The organism is Candidatus Pelagibacter sp. HIMB1542 (assembly GCF_052047835.1).
GTDB lineage: Bacteria > Pseudomonadota > Alphaproteobacteria > Pelagibacterales > Pelagibacteraceae > Pelagibacter.
On sequence record NZ_JBNAJB010000001.1, the window covers coordinates 618,677 to 637,353 of the forward strand.

At 29.5% G+C, this 18,677-nt stretch carries 25 protein-coding genes; 10 read left to right on the plus strand and 15 right to left on the minus strand.

Going from position 1 to position 18,677, the window contains the following annotated elements:
- From ACTTBI_RS03380 to ACTTBI_RS03390, 3 genes are read left to right on the plus strand one after another with little or no spacing between them, the layout of a single operon-like run.
- Positions 1-285 carry a UxaA family hydrolase gene (locus tag ACTTBI_RS03380; RefSeq protein ID WP_075506614.1) on the plus strand — a complete coding sequence of 95 codons (285 nt, stop codon included), beginning with the start codon at positions 1-3 and terminating at the stop codon, positions 283-285.
- Between the two features lie 4 nt (positions 286-289).
- Positions 290-1,456: a UxaA family hydrolase gene (locus tag ACTTBI_RS03385; protein ID WP_440652547.1), complete on the plus strand. Its 1,167-nt coding sequence runs from the start codon at positions 290-292 to the stop codon at positions 1,454-1,456.
- A gap of 16 nt (positions 1,457-1,472) precedes the next feature.
- A complete protein-coding gene (locus ACTTBI_RS03390) occupies positions 1,473-2,546 on the plus strand; it encodes a YeiH family protein (RefSeq protein WP_440652548.1) in 1,074 nt (357 codons plus the stop codon).
- Here the strand turns inward: ACTTBI_RS03390 and ACTTBI_RS03395 are convergent.
- The 13 genes from ACTTBI_RS03395 to mnmA form a co-directional block, all read right to left on the minus strand.
- Complete coding sequence (locus ACTTBI_RS03395; RefSeq protein WP_440652549.1) at positions 2,543-3,622, minus strand: TSUP family transporter; 1,080 nt, start codon at positions 3,620-3,622, stop codon at positions 2,543-2,545. The genes ACTTBI_RS03390 and ACTTBI_RS03395 overlap by 4 nt on opposite strands.
- A 28-nt stretch (positions 3,623-3,650) precedes the next feature.
- Positions 3,651-3,785 carry a hypothetical protein gene (locus ACTTBI_RS03400; RefSeq protein ID WP_440652550.1) on the minus strand — a complete coding sequence of 45 codons (135 nt, stop codon included), beginning with the start codon at positions 3,783-3,785 and terminating at the stop codon, positions 3,651-3,653.
- A gap of 67 nt (positions 3,786-3,852) precedes the next feature.
- The gene (locus ACTTBI_RS03405; protein WP_075506610.1) at positions 3,853-4,203 is read right to left on the minus strand and encodes a hypothetical protein; all 351 of its coding nucleotides are present in this window, start codon (positions 4,201-4,203) and stop codon (positions 3,853-3,855) included.
- A gap of 27 nt (positions 4,204-4,230) precedes the next feature.
- On the minus strand, positions 4,231-6,090 hold the full coding sequence (gene aprA, locus ACTTBI_RS03410) for an adenylyl-sulfate reductase subunit alpha (RefSeq protein WP_262589350.1): 1,860 nt from the start codon (positions 6,088-6,090) through the stop codon (positions 4,231-4,233).
- On the minus strand, positions 6,090-6,560 hold the full coding sequence (aprB, locus tag ACTTBI_RS03415; protein ID WP_075506608.1) for an adenylyl-sulfate reductase subunit beta: 471 nt from the start codon (positions 6,558-6,560) through the stop codon (positions 6,090-6,092). The genes aprA and aprB overlap by 1 nt, the downstream gene beginning before the upstream one ends.
- A 33-nt stretch (positions 6,561-6,593) precedes the next feature.
- Positions 6,594-7,388 carry an adenylyl-sulfate reductase gene (locus tag ACTTBI_RS03420; protein WP_440652551.1) on the minus strand — a complete coding sequence of 265 codons (795 nt, stop codon included), beginning with the start codon at positions 7,386-7,388 and terminating at the stop codon, positions 6,594-6,596.
- A gap of 98 nt (positions 7,389-7,486) precedes the next feature.
- The gene (locus ACTTBI_RS03425; protein WP_440652552.1) at positions 7,487-7,885 is read right to left on the minus strand and encodes an HIT family protein; all 399 of its coding nucleotides are present in this window, start codon (positions 7,883-7,885) and stop codon (positions 7,487-7,489) included.
- A gap of 2 nt (positions 7,886-7,887) precedes the next feature.
- Positions 7,888-8,631: an aminotransferase class IV gene (locus ACTTBI_RS03430; RefSeq protein WP_440652553.1), complete on the minus strand. Its 744-nt coding sequence runs from the start codon at positions 8,629-8,631 to the stop codon at positions 7,888-7,890.
- Positions 8,591-9,151: an aminodeoxychorismate/anthranilate synthase component II gene (locus ACTTBI_RS03435; RefSeq protein WP_440652554.1), complete on the minus strand. Its 561-nt coding sequence runs from the start codon at positions 9,149-9,151 to the stop codon at positions 8,591-8,593. The genes ACTTBI_RS03430 and ACTTBI_RS03435 overlap by 41 nt, the downstream gene beginning before the upstream one ends.
- The gene (locus tag ACTTBI_RS03440) at positions 9,148-10,362 is read right to left on the minus strand and encodes a chorismate-binding protein (RefSeq protein ID WP_440652555.1); all 1,215 of its coding nucleotides are present in this window, start codon (positions 10,360-10,362) and stop codon (positions 9,148-9,150) included. The genes ACTTBI_RS03435 and ACTTBI_RS03440 overlap by 4 nt, the downstream gene beginning before the upstream one ends.
- Positions 10,340-11,560 carry an MFS transporter gene (locus ACTTBI_RS03445; protein WP_440652556.1) on the minus strand — a complete coding sequence of 407 codons (1,221 nt, stop codon included), beginning with the start codon at positions 11,558-11,560 and terminating at the stop codon, positions 10,340-10,342. Before ACTTBI_RS03445 ends, ACTTBI_RS03440 begins: the two co-directional genes overlap by 23 nt.
- Positions 11,557-12,732: a trans-sulfuration enzyme family protein gene (locus tag ACTTBI_RS03450; RefSeq protein ID WP_440652557.1), complete on the minus strand. Its 1,176-nt coding sequence runs from the start codon at positions 12,730-12,732 to the stop codon at positions 11,557-11,559. The genes ACTTBI_RS03445 and ACTTBI_RS03450 overlap by 4 nt, the downstream gene beginning before the upstream one ends.
- A 163-nt stretch (positions 12,733-12,895) precedes the next feature.
- Positions 12,896-14,014, minus strand: coding sequence for a tRNA 2-thiouridine(34) synthase MnmA (gene mnmA / locus ACTTBI_RS03455; protein ID WP_440652558.1), 1,119 nt, complete (start codon positions 14,012-14,014; stop codon positions 12,896-12,898).
- Between the two features lie 41 nt (positions 14,015-14,055).
- On the opposite strand from mnmA, the gene ACTTBI_RS03460 reads away from it, so the two are divergent.
- The 3 genes from ACTTBI_RS03460 to ACTTBI_RS03470 are packed head-to-tail and all read left to right on the plus strand — an operon-like array spanning position 14,056 to position 15,134.
- Positions 14,056-14,226 (plus strand): DUF3553 domain-containing protein, encoded by a 171-nt coding sequence (locus ACTTBI_RS03460; RefSeq protein WP_440634941.1) that lies wholly within the window; start codon positions 14,056-14,058, stop codon positions 14,224-14,226.
- 3 nt (positions 14,227-14,229) lie between these two features.
- On the plus strand, positions 14,230-14,991 hold the full coding sequence (locus tag ACTTBI_RS03465; protein WP_440652559.1) for a 3'(2'),5'-bisphosphate nucleotidase CysQ family protein: 762 nt from the start codon (positions 14,230-14,232) through the stop codon (positions 14,989-14,991).
- On the plus strand, positions 14,991-15,134 hold the full coding sequence (locus ACTTBI_RS03470; RefSeq protein WP_440652560.1) for a hypothetical protein: 144 nt from the start codon (positions 14,991-14,993) through the stop codon (positions 15,132-15,134). The genes ACTTBI_RS03465 and ACTTBI_RS03470 overlap by 1 nt, the downstream gene beginning before the upstream one ends.
- On the opposite strand, the gene ACTTBI_RS03475 is transcribed toward ACTTBI_RS03470, so the two are convergent.
- Positions 15,126-15,689, minus strand: coding sequence for a regulatory protein RecX (locus ACTTBI_RS03475; protein ID WP_440652561.1), 564 nt, complete (start codon positions 15,687-15,689; stop codon positions 15,126-15,128). The two genes, ACTTBI_RS03470 and ACTTBI_RS03475, sit on opposite strands and share 9 nt — an antisense overlap.
- Before the next feature lie 24 nt (positions 15,690-15,713).
- On the opposite strand from ACTTBI_RS03475, the gene ACTTBI_RS03480 reads away from it, so the two are divergent.
- The gene (locus ACTTBI_RS03480; RefSeq protein ID WP_440652562.1) at positions 15,714-16,187 is read left to right on the plus strand and encodes an ABA4-like family protein; all 474 of its coding nucleotides are present in this window, start codon (positions 15,714-15,716) and stop codon (positions 16,185-16,187) included.
- Positions 16,180-16,758: a 2-hydroxychromene-2-carboxylate isomerase gene (locus tag ACTTBI_RS03485; protein WP_440652564.1), complete on the plus strand. Its 579-nt coding sequence runs from the start codon at positions 16,180-16,182 to the stop codon at positions 16,756-16,758. Before ACTTBI_RS03480 ends, ACTTBI_RS03485 begins: the two co-directional genes overlap by 8 nt.
- Here the strand turns inward: ACTTBI_RS03485 and ACTTBI_RS03490 are convergent.
- Complete coding sequence (locus tag ACTTBI_RS03490; RefSeq protein ID WP_440652566.1) at positions 16,755-17,099, minus strand: rhodanese-like domain-containing protein; 345 nt, start codon at positions 17,097-17,099, stop codon at positions 16,755-16,757. The two genes, ACTTBI_RS03485 and ACTTBI_RS03490, sit on opposite strands and share 4 nt — an antisense overlap.
- An 89-nt stretch (positions 17,100-17,188) precedes the next feature.
- On the opposite strand from ACTTBI_RS03490, the gene ACTTBI_RS03495 reads away from it, so the two are divergent.
- The gene (locus ACTTBI_RS03495) at positions 17,189-18,202 is read left to right on the plus strand and encodes a rhamnosyl transferase (RefSeq protein ID WP_440652567.1); all 1,014 of its coding nucleotides are present in this window, start codon (positions 17,189-17,191) and stop codon (positions 18,200-18,202) included.
- A 1-nt stretch (position 18,203) separates the two neighbouring features.
- Positions 18,204-18,668, plus strand: coding sequence for a thioredoxin-dependent thiol peroxidase (gene bcp, locus ACTTBI_RS03500; protein WP_440652569.1), 465 nt, complete (start codon positions 18,204-18,206; stop codon positions 18,666-18,668).
- The last annotated feature ends 9 nt before the right edge of the window (positions 18,669-18,677 follow it).

Consider the following 18,677-nt stretch of genomic DNA (forward strand, 5'->3'; position numbering starts at 1 on the left):
ATGGCTACAGACATCATTATACACGACGAAAAAGACAACGTAGGAGTAGTTGTTATTGAAAAAATCACTCCAAAACAAGACTGCTCTTGCTGGATTATGGAAAATGACAAGACAGTTAACATTCAATCTGAAGATGAAATCCCTCTAGGACACAAAATTGCAATGAGTGATTTAAATGAAGGTGACACTATTATTAAATATGGTCATGATATTGGTAAAGTAGTCAAATCAATCAAAAAAGGTGAACACGTACATGTTCACAACGTTAAAACAAAGAAGTGGTAGTAATATGGAAATCCCAAAAAGTTTTTTAGGTTATAAAAGAGAAAATGGCAGAGCTGGAACAAGAAATCATGTAGTCATTTTGCCTGTTGATGATATTTCAAATGCTTGTGCAGAAGCTGTCGCAAACAATATTAAAGGTACAATTGCGTTACCTCACTCGTATGGAAGATTACAGTTTGGTGCTGATTTAGAGTTACATTTTAGAACAATGATAGGTACAGCAAAAAACCCAAATGTTGCTGCTGCTATAATTATTGGTATTGAGCCTAAATGGACTAAAAGAATTGTTGATGAAGTAGCAAAAACTGGAAAACCTGTTGAAGGTTTTAGTATTGAGGGTGCTGGTGACATTGAAACAATCATGAAGGCTTCAAAAAAAGCTCAAGAATTTTCAATGTGGGCTTCTGAAAAACAAAGAGAGGAATGTCCAATAAGTGATCTTTGGATTTCTGTAAAATGTGGAGAGTCTGATACTACTTCAGGTCTTGCATCTAATCCAACAGTTGGAAACTTAATGGACAAATTAGAGCCATTAGGAGTTCATTTATGTTTTGGTGAAACTTCAGAACTTACAGGTGCTGAAACTGTTTGTGAAAAAAGAGGTAAAACTCCAGAAACACAAGAGAAGTTTAAAAAAACTTGGAATGAATACAATGATTTCATTTTAAAAGAAGCAACAGATGATTTATCAGAAAGTCAACCTACTGCAGGAAATATTGCTGGAGGACTTACTACAATTGAAGAAAAAGCATTTGGTAATTTCCAAAAAATAGGATCAAGACAATTTGTAGATGTATTAACACCTGCTGAAGAGCCACAAAAAGGTCCAGGATTATATTTCATGGATACTTCTTCAGCTGCTGCAGAATGTGTTACGTTACAAGCTGCAGGTGGTTTTAATATTCACTTATTCCCAACAGGACAGGGAAATATTATTGGAAACCCAATTGAACCAGTTGTAAAATTAACAGCCAATCCATTAACAGCTGTAAGTATGAAAGAGCATATTGACTGCGATGTTTCTAAAATACTTTCTAGAGAAATGAATTTGGATCAAGCTGGTGATGAACTAATTAAAGCAACTATTAGAACAGCTAATGGAAGGTTAACTTGTGCTGAAGCTTTAGGTCATAGAGAATTTGTAATGACTAAGCTTTACAGAAGTGCTTAATAAATAACCCTAGTTTATGACTGAAAATAAGTACCTGGTACTTTTACCTGGTATTATACTTGCGTTTGTTCTTTACACACTATCGCAAGGTTTTAATAATATTATTGGTATCGAATTATTAGGATATGAAAAAAGTCCTATATCCACTGCAATGATAGCAATCCTTTTGGGAATGTTCTTTGGAAATGTTTTTAAAATAAGAGAAAGTTTCATAAGAGGTTTGGATTTTACTCAAAAAAATATTTTAAAACTTGGAATAATTTGCTTAGGTATTCAATTAAAACCTTTTGAGTTTCTTGAATTTGGTGCAATTGCAATTCCTTTAATTGTAATTTGTATTGTAAGTGTATTGGTAGTTATTAAACTTTTAATTAAGAGATTAAAAATCCCAACAAGAATGGCTTATTTAATATCAATTGGCAGTACAGTTTGTGGAACAACAGCAATCATGGCAACCGCTCCTGTTATTAGTGCCAAAAAAAATGAGATATCCTATGCAATTGCGAACATCACTTTGTTTGGAATTCTCTCAATGTTGATCTATCCATACTTTGCAAATTTTTATTTTAATGGTGAACCACTTCTAATCGGCTTGTTTTTAGGAACTTCTATACATGAAACAGCACAAGTAGCGGCTGCTGGATTGATCTATGATCAGCAATTCAATAGTCCAGAGACTTTAAATGTAGCAACAGTTACTAAACTAATTAGAAATACTTTTTTGATTATTATGATACCCCTGTTTGCGTATCTTTATAACAGAGGCCAATCTAAAGAAAAAAAATACTCAATAATTGATATTTTTCCCTATTTTGTACTTGGATTTGTTGCAATGATTATTGTTCGAAATGTTGGTGATCAAATTTTTATTACTAACAATAGTGAAATTTGGCTTAGCACTTTAGATGGAATTAAATCTTTATCAAAAATATTCCTAACAATGGCAATGGCAGCAATTGGTATGTCTACCAATTTGAGAGATATAAAAAATATGGGTTACAAACCTTTTGTGGTTGGATTTATTGGAATGGCTACTGTTGGAATTGTTTGTTTGGGAACTATTGAATTATATCTTTATTTATTTAATTAAGATTTCATTAACATTTGTTTTTTAAAATTTGAAAAAAATCTTCTTATAAAAGCTGCTGCTACACCTAAAAATATTGCAAACATAATTGAAAATAAGCCATAAAAGAATGGCATCTCATTAGAAAAATCTAAAATAAATTGTGAGAAAAAATTTAAATCAGGAATTACAGAAGTGGTTGTTGAATTTGTATCATGATCTGCAAAAAATGAATCATAGGCAATTGCAATACCAACTGCTAAAATCAAAATAGCCATCAATGCTCGTAATCCTGAGCTATCAATTTTTTCTCCTAGTTTTTGTCCAATTTGAACACCAATTATTGATCCAATAACAAGTAGAAATACTAAAAGTAAATCAATCGAGCCATAATTAAATGAATGTAGGAAAGTAACAATTACACTTACAAAAATAGTAACAAAAAGCGATGTTCCAGGAACAAGTTTAGTTGGCATCTTAATTATGTAAATCATTGCTGGCACTAATATAAATGCTCCACCTATTCCCATTATTGCAGCAATAAAACCAACTACTAAACCAATAACTATTGGGGTAAAAATACTTTCGTATAATTTGGATTTTGGAAATCTCATTCTTAAAGGGAGACCATGGATCCAATAATGAACATGTAATTTTTTTTTAACTAAAACGTTTCTTTTAGCTTTATCTATTTCACCAAGACTTTCGACTAACATTAAAGATCCAATGATTGCTAAAATATACATGTAAGCTAAAGAGATTACGGTATCAATTTTTCCAATACCTTTAAAATAAGAAAAGGTAAAAATTCCTAATGAGGTACCTATAGCCCCACCAATGACAATCATTAAACCCATTTTGTAATCTAAAGTGTTTTTTAGATAATGTGTTGTTGAACCAGAAACTGAGGTGGCTAAGATATTGTTTGCTTCATTTGCAACTGCGTATGCAGGAGGGATGCCTAAAAAAATTAAAAAAGGTGTCATTAAAAAACCTCCACCGACTCCAAATAATCCAGAAAGGACACCAACGATTGCGCTTAATATTAAAATTTCTATTGGATTAACAAAAACTTGAGCGATGGGTAAAAATACATCCATTTAAATAAATAAATTGTTCAAAAACAACTTAGTTAAAAGTAATAAAAGTTCCAACTATAATAACTCCCCAATAAGCAGCTAGACTTAAAAATATACCTGTTTTCATTAAAGAAACTTTTAAGCTAATTAGTTTATTGAAAATTTTTACGTTAGAAAATTGCATTAAGTGCGTCAATACACCCAGAGTACAAATTGTCAAATATTATTTTAATATTAGATAAGTTTTTTTTCTAATAGATCGTAGCGCCAAAAACTTTAACCATTTCATCCTCAACGCCTAAAACTAACCTTCCCAAAAATTCTCCTGGTATTTCTTTATTGGTCTGTTTTATCAGAACGGTTATATGCTCTCCTCTTCTAAGACAACCAAAAGGCTCGAACGTTTCATGAAGATTAGTGATGAGCTTATTGTTAGCCCATTGTTTTCCAAGCTCTACTTCATTGGCTCCAAAGAGCATCTGAGTTGAAAAATCTCTAGTAAATCCACCATAATCTTTAAGGTTTGATGATTTTACCAAGTTGAACCAAATAGGTTTAGCCAACTCATATATTTCATCATCTTTTTTTGATAAAATATCCATTACTTGTCTAATTCTAATTAAAGTATCTTAAGAAGCTTTTTTCTTCTCGTTCTCATCCACGATGTGGTAGACCGGAACCTTCTCCATACTAAATTTACCAGTTTTTGGATCTCTTCTAGAAACTGTCAGACAATGCCAATTATCATCATCAAGTTTCATATGATCTCCTCTATAATAGTATCCTGGCCATCTAGTTTCTTCTCTAAATAAAGTATGTTCAGTTACACACTGAGAAGTTAAAGCTCTATGTTTCAACTCCCAAGCTCTCATCAATTGGTGATAATCCTCAGCACCAACATGCTCAAGATCCTCTTGAAGCCATTCAAGTAATTCAAGGCCTCTTTTCAACATATTGCCATTAGTCATATAATTAGATGTAATTCCACCTACATATTCATCCATAATCTTCTGTAGTCTTTGTAGACCTTGGATTGGTGATATATAGCTAGGAGAAACAGTTCCACCAGTGATTTCGTTTTGTGCAACAGTGAAGTTTTCAAGTGGTTTGTAAACCATAGCTTTGAAATCCTCACATTGTTTGTCTGAAACCTTTACTCCTTCAGCTTTTTTATCTTCGATATACTTAACAGCAGCTTTAGCAGCTAATCGACCTTCTGTGAAAGATCCAGATGAAAACTTATGAGCACTTCCACCCACAGTGTCTCCAGCGCCAAATAATCCGTCAATTGTAAGCATTCTGTTATAACCCCAGAAATATTCTGGTGGAGATAAATCTTCAGGACCGCTTACCCAAGCTCCTGAACAAGTAGCGTGTGAACCCATTACATAAGGTTCTGAAGTTGTTAATTCAGGATTTGTGTATTTAGGATCAATGTTTTGAGACGCCCATACTACAGCTTGACCAACAGTCATACCCAAGAAATTCTCCCAACCAACTGTTTCTAAGTGTGGATCTTGGAAAGCTTCAGTTGTAACCATATGAATTGGTCCACCACCAGCAGCAACTTCTTGAATGAAAGCATGATTTCTTAAACAAGTAGGTGTTGGGTGATGATCAATATATTCGCCAACTAACTCTTTAGTTTGATCATACCATTTCTTCTCATAATTTTCCCCATTAGCATTCTGAGTATATGTTTTTAAGTGTAAGAAATAAGCTCCAACAGGCCCATAACCATCTTTAAATCTACATAACACAATTCTATTTTCCATTTGTGTCATTTTAGCTCCAGCAGCAATAGGAAGAGCATATGCTGAACCGTTACTCCAAGGGGCATACCAAGTTCTACCCATTCCTTCTCCAACTGCTCTTGGTTTGAAGATATGAGAAGCACCACCAGCTGCAACTATTACAGCTTTTGCTCTAAAAACATGAAAATCACCTGTTCTCATGTTAAAGCCAACAGCTCCACCAATTCTATTATCTTGAGACTCATCCATAAGTAAATGAGTGATCATTATTCTATTATAAATTTTGTCAGCAGATTTTTTTGCCGCCTCAGCAACAATAGGTTTGTAACTTTCACCATGGATCATGATCTGCCATTTACCTTCTCTTAAATATCTTCCAGTTTGTTCATTTTTCATCATTGGAAGACCCCATTCATCAAACATGTGAACAGTAGAGTCTACGTGTCTAGCCATGTCGTAACCTAAATCTTCTCTAACCATTCCCATTAAGTCATTTCTTGCATATCTTACATGGTCTTCAGGTTGATTTTCTCCCCATTGCATTCCCATGTAACAATTGATTGCATAAAGACCTTGAGCAACAGCTCCACTTCTATCTATGTTTGCTTTTTCTACACAAACAATTTTCATATCTCTTCCCCAGTGTCTAGCTTCGAACGTAGCACCTGTTCCAGCCATACCACCACCAACAACTAATATATCGCAATCCTCGTAATGTGTCTTATGTCTAGCCATTAGTAGTAAACTCCTTTTTTAAACGACTCTTTTGGAACTGATGGTAACTCACCATCAATATTTAAACCTTCTGGCTCAGTATAAAGTCTTTGTGAATTAATCTCACCTTGGTTTGGTTTATCACCTTCAGCAAGTTTTGGAATAAATTTACCCCATGGTTTTGTAGTAATTGGAGAAACAAAGTTTTTCTCTGTTCCATTTCTAAATTTGATCTTCCATGAGATTGTTCCTTTTTCTTCTTCTCTTCTAACTCTAACGCTATGACCCATAGGAGCAAAATCAGCATAGCCTCTTACATCAATTGCATGATTTGGGCATGCCTTTACACATGAATAACATTCCCAACAAAAGTTAGGTTCAATATTTTTTGCACGTCTGATATTTTCATCTATGTGCATAATATCTGATGGACAAATATCCACGCAGTGACCACAGCCATCACATCTTGTCATGTATACAAAAGTTGACATAATTATTTATTCTCCTTTTTTAATTTCATCATATTAATAGTGTTTAGGTTGTTCTCTTTTAATACCTAAACCAAACTGTTCAGGCGCGTCAGCAGGAGGAGGTAAGTTGTCTCGTGAACCATCTGCCTCTGCTAAATTTTTTTGGATTGCTGCACCAGGTTTATAAAACATGTGTGCAAATTTAGACCAATAAACTCCTCCAAATAAAACTAAATTTGAAAGAACAAATAAAGTCAAAAATAAATAAGATAAGCCTGCTTGACCATTAGATTGTGTGTAAGACCACAACAAACCAAAAGTAGAACAAGCTAATAAAGCTAAAACAAATAAATCAGCTTTAATTATTCTGTACCATGGGTGCGCTTCTGCAGATACATCTACTCTTAAGAAAAACCAGAACCAATAACCACCAATACATGTAAGTATTGCTCCTACATGCCAAATCATTGACCAAGTAGATGAAGTTGGTTTATCAGCTCCTGTATAACAGAATACTAAGACTGCTGATGCAACCCAAAATAATATTGTTCCATACATACCAAGAACATGTGCAAGTCTTCTTTTTCCAAATCCAAGTTCTGCAGTTGTTCCAATATCATAGACTGTTGTCTTTGCGATAATTGAAGCTTTTTCTCCTGAACTCAATTCCTTAACAGCATTAGCTTTAGCTTTTTTGGCATTATTAAAAAAATAAGTAACATTTTTGTGAACAATCATTTGTATAATTGTTCCTGCTGCAATTAAAATTACCATAGCAATTATGAAGCTTTGCATTGCAAAAGGTGAAACTGTTTCAGCTAAAATTGAAAAAGGATTTGTAGATAACATAATTTTTAATTATTTATAAAGTTAGTTTGAGATTTTCTAGTCTAGTTAAATAAAGAGTTCAACTAAAACTATTGGTCAATTTTGTCATTAATAACAACTTACAGTTTGCGTTTGTAATGTTGTTTATTAGGAATTACTGATCTTACTCCACCTTGGGGGTTATCAACGTCACCTTCTCTTCTTGGTATCAAGTGTATATGGCAATGCATTATAGATTGACCTGCAATTTTTCCAGCATTTGTACCAATATTAAATCCTTTAACATTAACATCTTTGCTTAGAATTTCTTTTTTAACTATTTGGATAAGATCATTGCAAGCAATCAATTCATCATTTGTAAAGTCAAAATAATCTTTAATATGACGCTTAGGAATTATTAAACAGTGGTGATCAGAAACAGGATAAGAGTCGTAACTTGCATAAGCAAGATCATTTTCATGAGCAATACCGCTTTTTTTTGAGTCACAGAATAAACAAGGATTGTTAGGATCTCTCATATTTAAATTAGAGTATTATATATTTTTCTAAGTTTATTAAAGGAAACATTATTTTGACTTTTCCATTTTAATTCATCAATTTTTGATACTGATGTAACTCCTTTTCCTGATCCAATAAGAATTATTTCTTCATAATCATTAATTTCTTTAATTGATATATCTTTAAAATTAATTTTAACTTTTTTACTTATAAACCTAAGTGTGTTTCCAAAATAACAATTCTTTTTTGGAGAAAATATTTTTCCATTTTTAACAAAAACTAAATTTGAAGTACCAGTTTCTAATATTTTATTGTTTGCAACTAAAGCAATATCAAATTTAGATGAGTCAACCTCACTAAGTTTTGCTAAAATTTTTTTGTAATAAAGATTTTTATAATTTGGCTCAACTCTTTTATATTTAAATAATAAAAGACTAAAATTTTTTTTAAGTTTTGGTCTTTTTCTTATAGATATAGATATTAGTTTTTTATTTAAAGCAATTCGAAATAAATTGTCAGGACCTTTGTAGAGTGTATTTTTCTTAATTAGATTTAAAATAATATTCTTTAAGTTTTTTTTTCTAATTCCATATTTTTTTGTAGATTTAATTAAGTTTTCAATATGTGGTTTTAACAATATTAACTTGGAAGGTTTTCCAACCATTCGCATTGTTGTAAATACACCTCTGGATCCCCAAAGATCTTTAAATGCTACTTCTTTAAGATTACTTAGCTGATAAGATTTTTTTAATAAGAGTGTTACCATTTTCTGTTAAAAAAGATTCTGGATGAAATTGAAATCCGTATATTTTGTTTTGATTATCCTCAAGGCCCATTGGTATTTTTGTTTTACTACATCTCATAGTTATTTTAATAGAATTTGATTTAAATGGCTCCATTAATTTTAATGAATGATATCTTCCCACTTTGAACTGTTGATTGTTTTTAAAAATTTTACTTTGATTATTTGTTTTTATTTTAGACTGAAAACCATGGTAAATTTTTTTTTGTTGTATTATTTTACCTCCCTCATTATGTAAAATCATTTGATATCCAAGACAAATACCAATAATTTTTTTCTTTCCTTTATATTTTTTATAGATTTTTGAGGTAGTGGGATAATCCTTTGGTGATCCAGGTCCTGGAGATAAAACAATCACATCACTTCTATCAAGCAATCTATCATTTACTTCATAATAGTTTGAGCAAATTACTTTATCAAATTTTGCAAATTGATGAACAACGTTCCATGTGAAAGAGTCTTGATGATCAATTATGTAAATCATTTAAATAACTCCAATAAAGATTTTGCTTTAATATAATTTTCGTTAAATTCTTTTTTTGGAGAGCTATCCAGCACTACTCCAGACGCAGCTGAAATCTCTGATTGATTTTTATAATTTAATATTGATCTGATTATAATATTAAACTTCATGTCTTGATTAAATTTAATAAATCCAAAACTCCCAGTAAAAATATTTCTACTTTCTTTTTCTTGATTATTTAAAAGTTCTAAAGTTCTAATTTTAGGACAACCAATTACAGATCCACCTGGCATCATTGCTTTAATAATATCAATCAATTTCGTATTTTTATTTAATATTCCACCGATTGAAGTCACATAATGAAAAAGATGCTTATATTCCTCGACATATTTTTTTTTAAGTATTTTTACACTTCCAGGTTTACAAATTTTTGATAAATCACTTCTTTCCATATCAACTATCATGTTGTGTTCTTTGGTTTCTTTTTCATTATTTTTAAAATACCTAAGAGCTATATTTTTATTTGATAATAATTTTTTCTTAAAGGTACCAGCTATTGGTTTGGTAATTATTTTATTTTTTTTCTTATCTATTAATGTTTCAGGAGAACAACTTACTATAGAGTAATCCTTATCTTTAATCATAAATGACTCTGGTGAAGAATTAACTCGCATTAATTTCCAAAAAAAATTAACAGGATTGATTAAAGATTTATTCTTATATTTTGTGCAAATTTTAATTTGATAAGTCTCTCCTTGTCTTATTTTTTTTGAAAATAATTTAAATATTTTTCTATATTTTGCATAAGAAATATTAATCTTGAAAGGACTTAGTATTTGAGTTTTATTAAATTGATAATTGAAGGTGTGTTTTTTGATATTAGATATAACTTTAATATCCTTTCTAATTTTAATTATTGTCTCGGGTTTATAAAAAATTCCTTTATAAAAATTTATTCTTTTTTTATTTTTTAATTTAATACCAATTAAATTACATAAAATTTCATAACCAAAAAAACCAAGATATAAATCTGTTTCTTTTTTAAACTTTTTTTTCTCGATGGAATTAAGAAATTTATATATATTTTTTTTTGTTAAAATGATCTTTTTAGAAAAATCAGTATAAATATTGTATCCACCATCTACTTTATAAATTATTAAAGGCTTATCTGATTGATATAGATCCTCTAAGTAAGGGTTGAATTTAAGTTTATGCTGGCTGTGTTCTTTCAATTGCTTTCTCTACTATAGGTAAGTGTATCAGACCTGCAAATAATGATAATGCGATAGATCCGTACCATGCATAGTCAAAATTTCCATTTAATTCATAAAATACACCACCTAGATATGCTCCTAAGAAAGAACCAATTTGATGGCTTACGAAAACTATTCCATATAAAAGTCCAACGTATTTTGTGCCAAATATATAGGCCACAATTCCATTTGTTGGAGGAACTGTAGATAGCCATAAAAAACCAAAAGTAACTCCAAAGACGACAGAATTAAATATACTTGGTGGTAAAAAAATAAAATAAATAATTGAAACTCCTCTTAATAGGTAAATTGCACTTAATATTTTTTTCTTACTATACCTTGTTGCTAAATAGCCACTCGTAATCGTACCAGCCATATTAAATACACCAATTAAAGCTAGCACCATTGCTGGTGTCCAGTCAGGCAAACCTTTGTCTGCCATATAAGTTGGAATATGTGTTGCTACTAAAGCAATATGCCAACCGCAAACAAAAAAACCTAAAGTAAGATAGATAAAACTTTTATTTGCAAATGCTTCTTTTAAAGCTTCTCTTGCAGTTTGATTGTTATCTTTATTAACACCAACTGGTATTTTTGGAGTGCTAACAAATAAAGATATTATCAAGCCAATTCCTAAAAGAAGAGAAAAGTATAAAAGAGTATTTTCCCAACCTGTTTCAACTAAAGAATATCTTACAAGTAAAGGTGAAACAAAATATCCAAAAGAACCTGCGCATGTAACTATACCTGTTGCAATAGTTCTATTAGATGCTGGAAAATGCTTAGCTACAACTGATACAGGAATACCTATTGCCGTAGAACCTAAACCAATTCCTATCATTACTCCTATAGTTAAAGTAAAGTAACTTCCAGTATTAAATCCAGAATAAAAAAATAAAACTCCAACTAAATAAAAAACAAAACCAATAAATATTGCAACTGCTCCTCCATACTTATCAGTAATTACACCAAATAATGGACTAAATACTCCCCAGAGTAATAACTGCAATCCCATAGCAAATCCAAAATGAGAAATAGAAATATCCAGGTCAGTATTGAAATCAAAATAAAACAAACCAAAAGTCTGTCTTATACCTAAAGAAATTATTACTACTATCGATGCAGCTATTAGAGTAATTAAAGCTTTTTTACTTATAGTAAAATTTTCTGAGCTCATTTAAGACTTTTGAGAGCTTGTTTTATATCAGCTATAAGATCTGCTGGATCCTCTAAACCAATATGCAGTCTAACTATGTATTCGTTTTTTGCTAATTTAAGATAGCTTCTATTTCCTTGTTCTCTAACATTTTGATGTAAAGCTAAACTCTCAAACCCTCCCCAACTATAACCATGTCCAAATAATTTTAAATTATTTACAAATTTAACAACTGCCTTTTCACTTTTGGCTTTAATTCTTAAACCCATTAAACCTGAAGCTCCTGAATAATATTTTTTCCACATTCTAAAATTGTAAGAGTCTTTTTTGTATGGATACAATAATTTTATATTTTTAAATTTAGATAAAAATTCTGCTATTTTTTTTGCATTTTCTCTATGTCTATCTAATCTTACATCTAAAGTTCTTAATCCTCTTGTAATTAAATAAGCATCATCAGGTCCTAATCTTAAACCTGTGACTCTTTCAGTTGCTTTAACTTTTGGAAATACTTTTTTATTAACCGCTAAACTTCCTCCCATTACATCAGAGTGACCAGAATAATATTTTGTCGCTGAAACGATTGCCATATCAAAACCAAGTTTAATAGGTTTTAAAAAATATGGAGTTCCCCATGTATTATCAATTGCTGTTAAAATTTTATGTTTTTTTGCAATGGAGACAATCTTCCCTAAATCTTGAAAATCAAAAGTGTTACTTCCTGGGTTTTCTACAAAAATTAATTTCGTTTTTTTGGTAATTGCTTTTTCTAGTGTTTTAAGATCATGTGGATCATAAAAAGTTGTTTTAATATTAAATTCTTTTAAAAAATCTTGTGTCAAAAGTCTTGTTGGACTGTAAACTGGGTCAGCTGCAATAATTTCATCACCAGGTCTTGTAACGCTAAAGATTGCAAGGAATACCGCTCCAAACCCAGTAGGTGTTAAAAAAGTAAAATAACTTTCTTCAAGCTTAGATAAAATTTGCTGCAAAATATGAGTCGTGGAAGTTCCTTGTCTGCCGTAATCAAAATGTCCACCTGTTGGGTTTTTTTTTGCCTTGTCTTGTGTTTTTCTAATATCTTGCATCGATTTGAAAATAATCGTTGATGCACGCACAATTGGTGGATTAACTGACTGATTATGAAAGTCTTTTGCTGTATGTTTTAAAAATGTTTTAAAAGAATTGCTCATAATAAAATTTGATATGTTTAAAAGACAATGCTATATCCCGTAAAAAACGTCAATAAATTAATAAATAGGACTAAATGAGTTATCCGAAGAAACATAGGGGTCGAAGAAAACAAGGCTCCAAAAAGAGAAGAGCAAAAAGAAAAAATAAGAAGAAATAATTCTTTTATTCTTTAATCCAACCACCACCCAGAACTCTATGACCATAATGGTCTTTGCTATAGAATACGCATGCCTGTCCTGGAGATATTCCATCCTCAGGATTTAATAGATGAACATTTGCAGTATTATTGTCTTTTAAATCTACTTTTGCCTCAAGAAGACTACCTGTTGATCTAACCTTTACAAATATATTTTGATCAAGATCTTTTTTGTCAGTTAATAAGTTTAAATCTTTTAAAGATATTTCTTTTTTTCCAAGGTTTTCTTTGGGTCCTACTATAATTTCATTTTTGTCTGAATTTATTTTTAAAACATATAAAGCTTCTTTATCTGAAACCTTAATTCCTTTTCTTTGTCCAATTGTAAAATTAATTATGCCATCGTGAACACCAATTACTTTTCCATCTAAATTTTTAATGTTTCCTTTTTGAAAAGAATCTGGTCTAAATTTTCTAATTACTGATGCATAATCTCCATTAGGCACAAAACATATATCCTGACTATCTGGTTTATCAGCTACATTTAAATCTAGCTCTTTGGCAATTTCTCTTGTTTTATCTTTTAACATTCCACCTAATGGAAATCTTAAATAATCTAGCTGCTCTCTTGTTGTGTTAAATAAAAAATAACTTTGATCTCTATTTTCATCAATTGCTCTATACATATTATTAGTGTTATTTGATGTAATATTTTTTACATAATGTCCTGTAACTAACGCATCTGCTTTAAGATCTTTTGATACTTCAAATAAATCTTTAAACTTTACTGTTTGATTACATTGAACACATGGAATTGGAGTTTCACCTTTTAAATAACTATCAACAAAATTATCTATTACTCCTTGCTTGAATTTATCTTGATAGTATAAAATTTTATGTTCAATACCTAATTTATGAGCAACACGTTTTGCATCCATAATATCTTGACCTGAACAACACTGTTTAGATTGAGCTACTTCTTTTCCATCATCATAAAGTTTAAGAGTAATGCCTATAACTTTATAACCTTCGTTTTTCATAATTCCTGCTACAGTTGACGAGTCTACCCCACCAGACATTGCAACAACAACCGTTGTGTCTTCAGGTTTTTTGTTAATTCCGATAGAGTTTAATTCTTTATTCATTAGGTGGTATTTATACTTATTTACAATATAAGTTAAATTAAATGATTTTAGATTATGAACCAGGTGACAAAGTCACTAATCCTGAGAATAAAGAATGGGGCATTGGACAAGTACAATCAATTATAAAAGATAAGGTTACTGTTAATTTTGAAAATGCAGGTAAAAAAGTGATAAATGCAAAAAATATAGAATTAAAAAAAATAGGTAAATAAAAGATGGACTTACAAAAAATCATTGAAGATTTAGTTGATACTTTTTTATCAGCGGGAGACTTGTCCATTCAACTAAGAGAAAAAGGATTAAGCAAAGAAATTAAATCTGACAATACTCCAGTTAGTAATGGTGATATTGAAGTAAATAATTTCATATCTTCTGAAATATCAAAAGTAACACCTGACATTCCAATTATTTCAGAAGAAACTTCTGAAAACAAAAATTCTAAATTAAAGGATTTTTGGTTGGTGGATCCTATTGATGGAACCTATGATTACATAAACAATTTAGAGGAATTTACTATTAACGCAGGTTTAATTATCAACAATAAACCTGTTGCAGGATTAATAAATGTGCCTGCTAAAAAAAGAATGTTTTATTCACACGGGAAAGGCAAATCTTTTGAGTTTACTAATGAAAAAACAATAAACCTTTCTGAGTTACCATCTAAAAGAACAGAGCCACTTAATTTCATTTCTTACAGCAATAAAATTAAACCTGAGATACAAAAAATTTATGATGAGTTAGGTGTTAAGGAACATACTAGAATGAAAAGTTCTTTAAAATTTTGTGTTGTTGCTGCATGTGAGTTTGATGGTTATGTTGCGGAACCTAGAGCTTACGAGTGGGATATTGCGGCAGGACATGCAATTTTAGAAAATGCAGGAGGATCTGTGAGAGACTTTGATGGTAATGAAATTTTATATGGTAAAAAAGATTTAAAAAATCCAAGTTTAATTTTGAAAAGTAAAAATATAATTTAATGGATCAGCAATTAAGAATTATTTTAATTATAATAGTATCAGTCTCGATTTTTGGATTACTAGTTTTTGTTTTTGTTAAAAATTATATTAGAAACAAAATAAATCATCTTGTTGATGAAGAGAAAAAAAGAAAATTAAAGTAATTTAATTATCTTTTCATATTCATTTTTATCAATATCCATCACTTTTTTGGATGTTTCAAAATCAAATCCATTTCTTGCTAGTAAAGAAATATCTTTTTTATAAAACAAAGTTCTATTATCCTCTGCTCTTGCTGGTCCTATTCTCTTTTTTTTACATAATTTTATTGCTGAAAAGAAATCCTGATCAGAATTATCTTCTTTTATTTTCTCAACTGTATCCTTGATAAAACCATCATCAATACCTTTGCCCATTAAATAATTTCTAATTTTATTTATAGAGTTTCCTCTTTGGATCATGCTCTTCGCTTTGCTTTCTGAATAAAATTGATCATTGATAAATTTATTTTTTTCTAGATCAGATAGAACAATATCAATTAATTTGTTTAGATCTTTTTTTCTAGAGTCTGTTGCAGAAAGTTTCATATATTTTTTTAATAAATATGTTTTAAGTTGTTGTTTTGAAGGTGCATATTTTTCAACATAGGCAAACGCAAAATTCCTCATTTCATCAACAGTAACTTGAAGTGTTTTTCTCTTATTTCTTATAGGAATCATCGTTAGATTTTATATAATATAAATATGATCGAACAAATTTATAACTATTTCACAATTGATATACTTTATATGTGGATCAATTTAGGAGTTGTACCTTTTTGGTTCATCTTAATAGTTTTTCCCCAGTCACACTTAAGTAGGTATGTAGTAACTACTATATTTCCATTTCTATTATTAAGTGGGGTTTATATTTACATTTTATACAGATCTTTCATCGTTGGTTATGACTTCGATGCTAATTTTAGTTTGTATCTTGGTTTAGTTGAGTTGTCTCGACTGTTTGAAGACAATCTATACCTAACTCTTTTCTGGACTCATTTTGTAGCTATAAATTTATTTGTTGGTGGATGGATGGTGAAAGACTCTCAAAAATACTACGTAAATAAAGTATTAATGTCAGTCCCTTTAATAATTACATACTTAATTGGTCCTATTGGTTTATTTATTTATTGGATAATTAGAATTTTTTACGCCAAAAAACTAAATCTATATGAGTAATCATATAGATTTTTACTTCGATATTATTAGTCCTTACGCTTACATCGCATATAAAAAAATTTTAAAAATTAATAATGTTAATTTTAAATTGAAGCCAATATTATTAGGTGGTCTTCATAACTTAGCAGGTATTACTGCCCCTGCATTTAACAAATATAAAATGAAAAATATGCAAAATGATTGTGAGCTTATTTCAAAAAAAAATAACATAAGTTTTAAATGGAATTCTAAATTTCCAATTAACTCTTTAAGTATAATGAGAGGTTGTCTTTGTGTTGAAGATAATAAAAAAGAAGAATATTTAAATTCTTTTTTTGAAGCTTATTGGAAAGAAGACCAAGATTTATCTAATGAAGAAAATATCAAAGTAATATTAAAAAAATTAAAAATTGATGAGAATGATTTTTTTAATTCTATTAATAAGCAAAACATTAAAGATAAATTAAAAGAATTAACGCAAGAAGCTTTTGGGAAAGAGGTATTTGGGGCTCCTACTTTTATAGTAAATAATAAAATTTTTTGGGGACAAGACCGTTTAGAATATGCTTTAGATGAAATTAAAAATATTTAAACTATTTTAAAACTACTATTGCTGATAGATCCAAAACCACCTTCAATGTGAGAAATATTTTTGAAACCTTTTTCTGTTAAAGACTTTACTGACATTTCAGATCTAATTCCTCCAGCACAAAACAAGACTACCTCTTTGTCTTTATCAATTTGGCCATTCTTAAAAACATCGCTATCTAGATCAAGAAGAATTTCTAAATTTCCCATAGGTATATGGTTGGCTCCTTCAACTCTTCCTGTAAGTTCTAATTCATTTAATTCTCTGATATCAATTAGATTGCATCTATTTTCTTGAACCATTTGATATGCTTCATCAGCACTTATAGTTTTTATTTCAGTCATTGCTACTTGGCATTGATTGTACTGGTTTTATTGTTTAATAAATTATATCTAGATATCATGTTTTAAAAAAAAAAACTACATTTTGTTGTATGAAAAAAATTAATCTAAAAAAAATAAATTTTTTAAAAAAAATTCTTATTAAGCTTAATAGAAAATTTGGTTATGAATTAATTGATCAAAACAACTTAATTTTACCAACAAGTAATAAAGACATTAATGATAATTTAAGTACTCATAATCAAAAAAGTATATCTCTACCATTGGGAGAAGTAGAAATTAAAAGAAAAGTTGAAAGTTTACTAATAATTTTTAGATCATTTACCAATGAAAACAAACTTCTTAGTCAAAATAAAAAAAGACTATTTGAAAAAGAGAAAAAAGAATACACCTTAAGATCATTAAACTCTATTTGTAAAAATATTGTTAATTTAAAAAAAGAAATTAACAATTTTAAAATTTTTTTAAAAATAATTGATGATAATTCTGAAAAAAAAATAATAAATGAAATGGAAAATATTTGTTCGAAGAACAATATTGATTTTGAAATTTCTATTTTAGATAAAGAAAAATACTTTGATAAAATGAAATTTAAAGATAATCAAAGAATGCTGGCACATAATTCTCATATATTTATGTCAAAAGATTATGCTGTTAATTCTGATTATGATTTGTTGTACTTTGTTGAAGACGATTATGTTCATGAACATGATGCATTAATAGAAATGATTTATAGTTATCAAAGAATTTGCTCACAGCTAAATGAAGAGATTGTAATGTGTCCAGTAGATTACCCTTATCTTTATATAAAAGTTGATCCAACCATAAATTTAATAGGTTTTAAAAAATACTGGAGACAAATAAATCAATCTTTATGCACATATTTAATTTCAAAAAGTACATTAGAAAAATATTGGAATTATTATGAAGAAATGTTTTTAAATAATTACAATCCTTATGAAAAACCACTACACGATCTATATAAAGTGATTAAGTGTTTCTCTCCAATGCCTTCATTAGGAATGCATTTAACAAATATTAATTCAATTTATGGTTTGTCACCTCTTAAGGATTGGATTAAAGTATGGGAAAATAATAAATATTAAAATGAAAACTAATATAAAAGCACCAAGTTTCACAATCCAATCGACTTCTGGAGAAAATTATTCTTTAAAAGATTCAATTGGAAAATTTATAGTTTTATATTTTTATCCAAAAGATGATACTCCTGGATGCACAATTGAAACTAATGACTTTAATAAATTACTACCTAAATTTAAAAAACTAGGCTGTGAAGTATACGGTATTTCAAAAGATAGCTTAAAAAGTCATGATAAATTTAGAGATAAATACAAAATCAAATTTGATTTATTGGCTGATGAAGAATTAAAAGTTCTCAAAAAATATAAGGTTTGGGGTAAGAAGAAATTTATGGGACGAGAATTTATGGGAATAAATAGAACCACTTTTTTAATAGATAAAAAAGGTAAAATCCTAAAAATCTGGGAAAACGTTAAAGTAAAAGATCACGCCAAAGAAGTCTTAGAAACACTAAAAGATATTTCAAAATAAAAAAAGGCT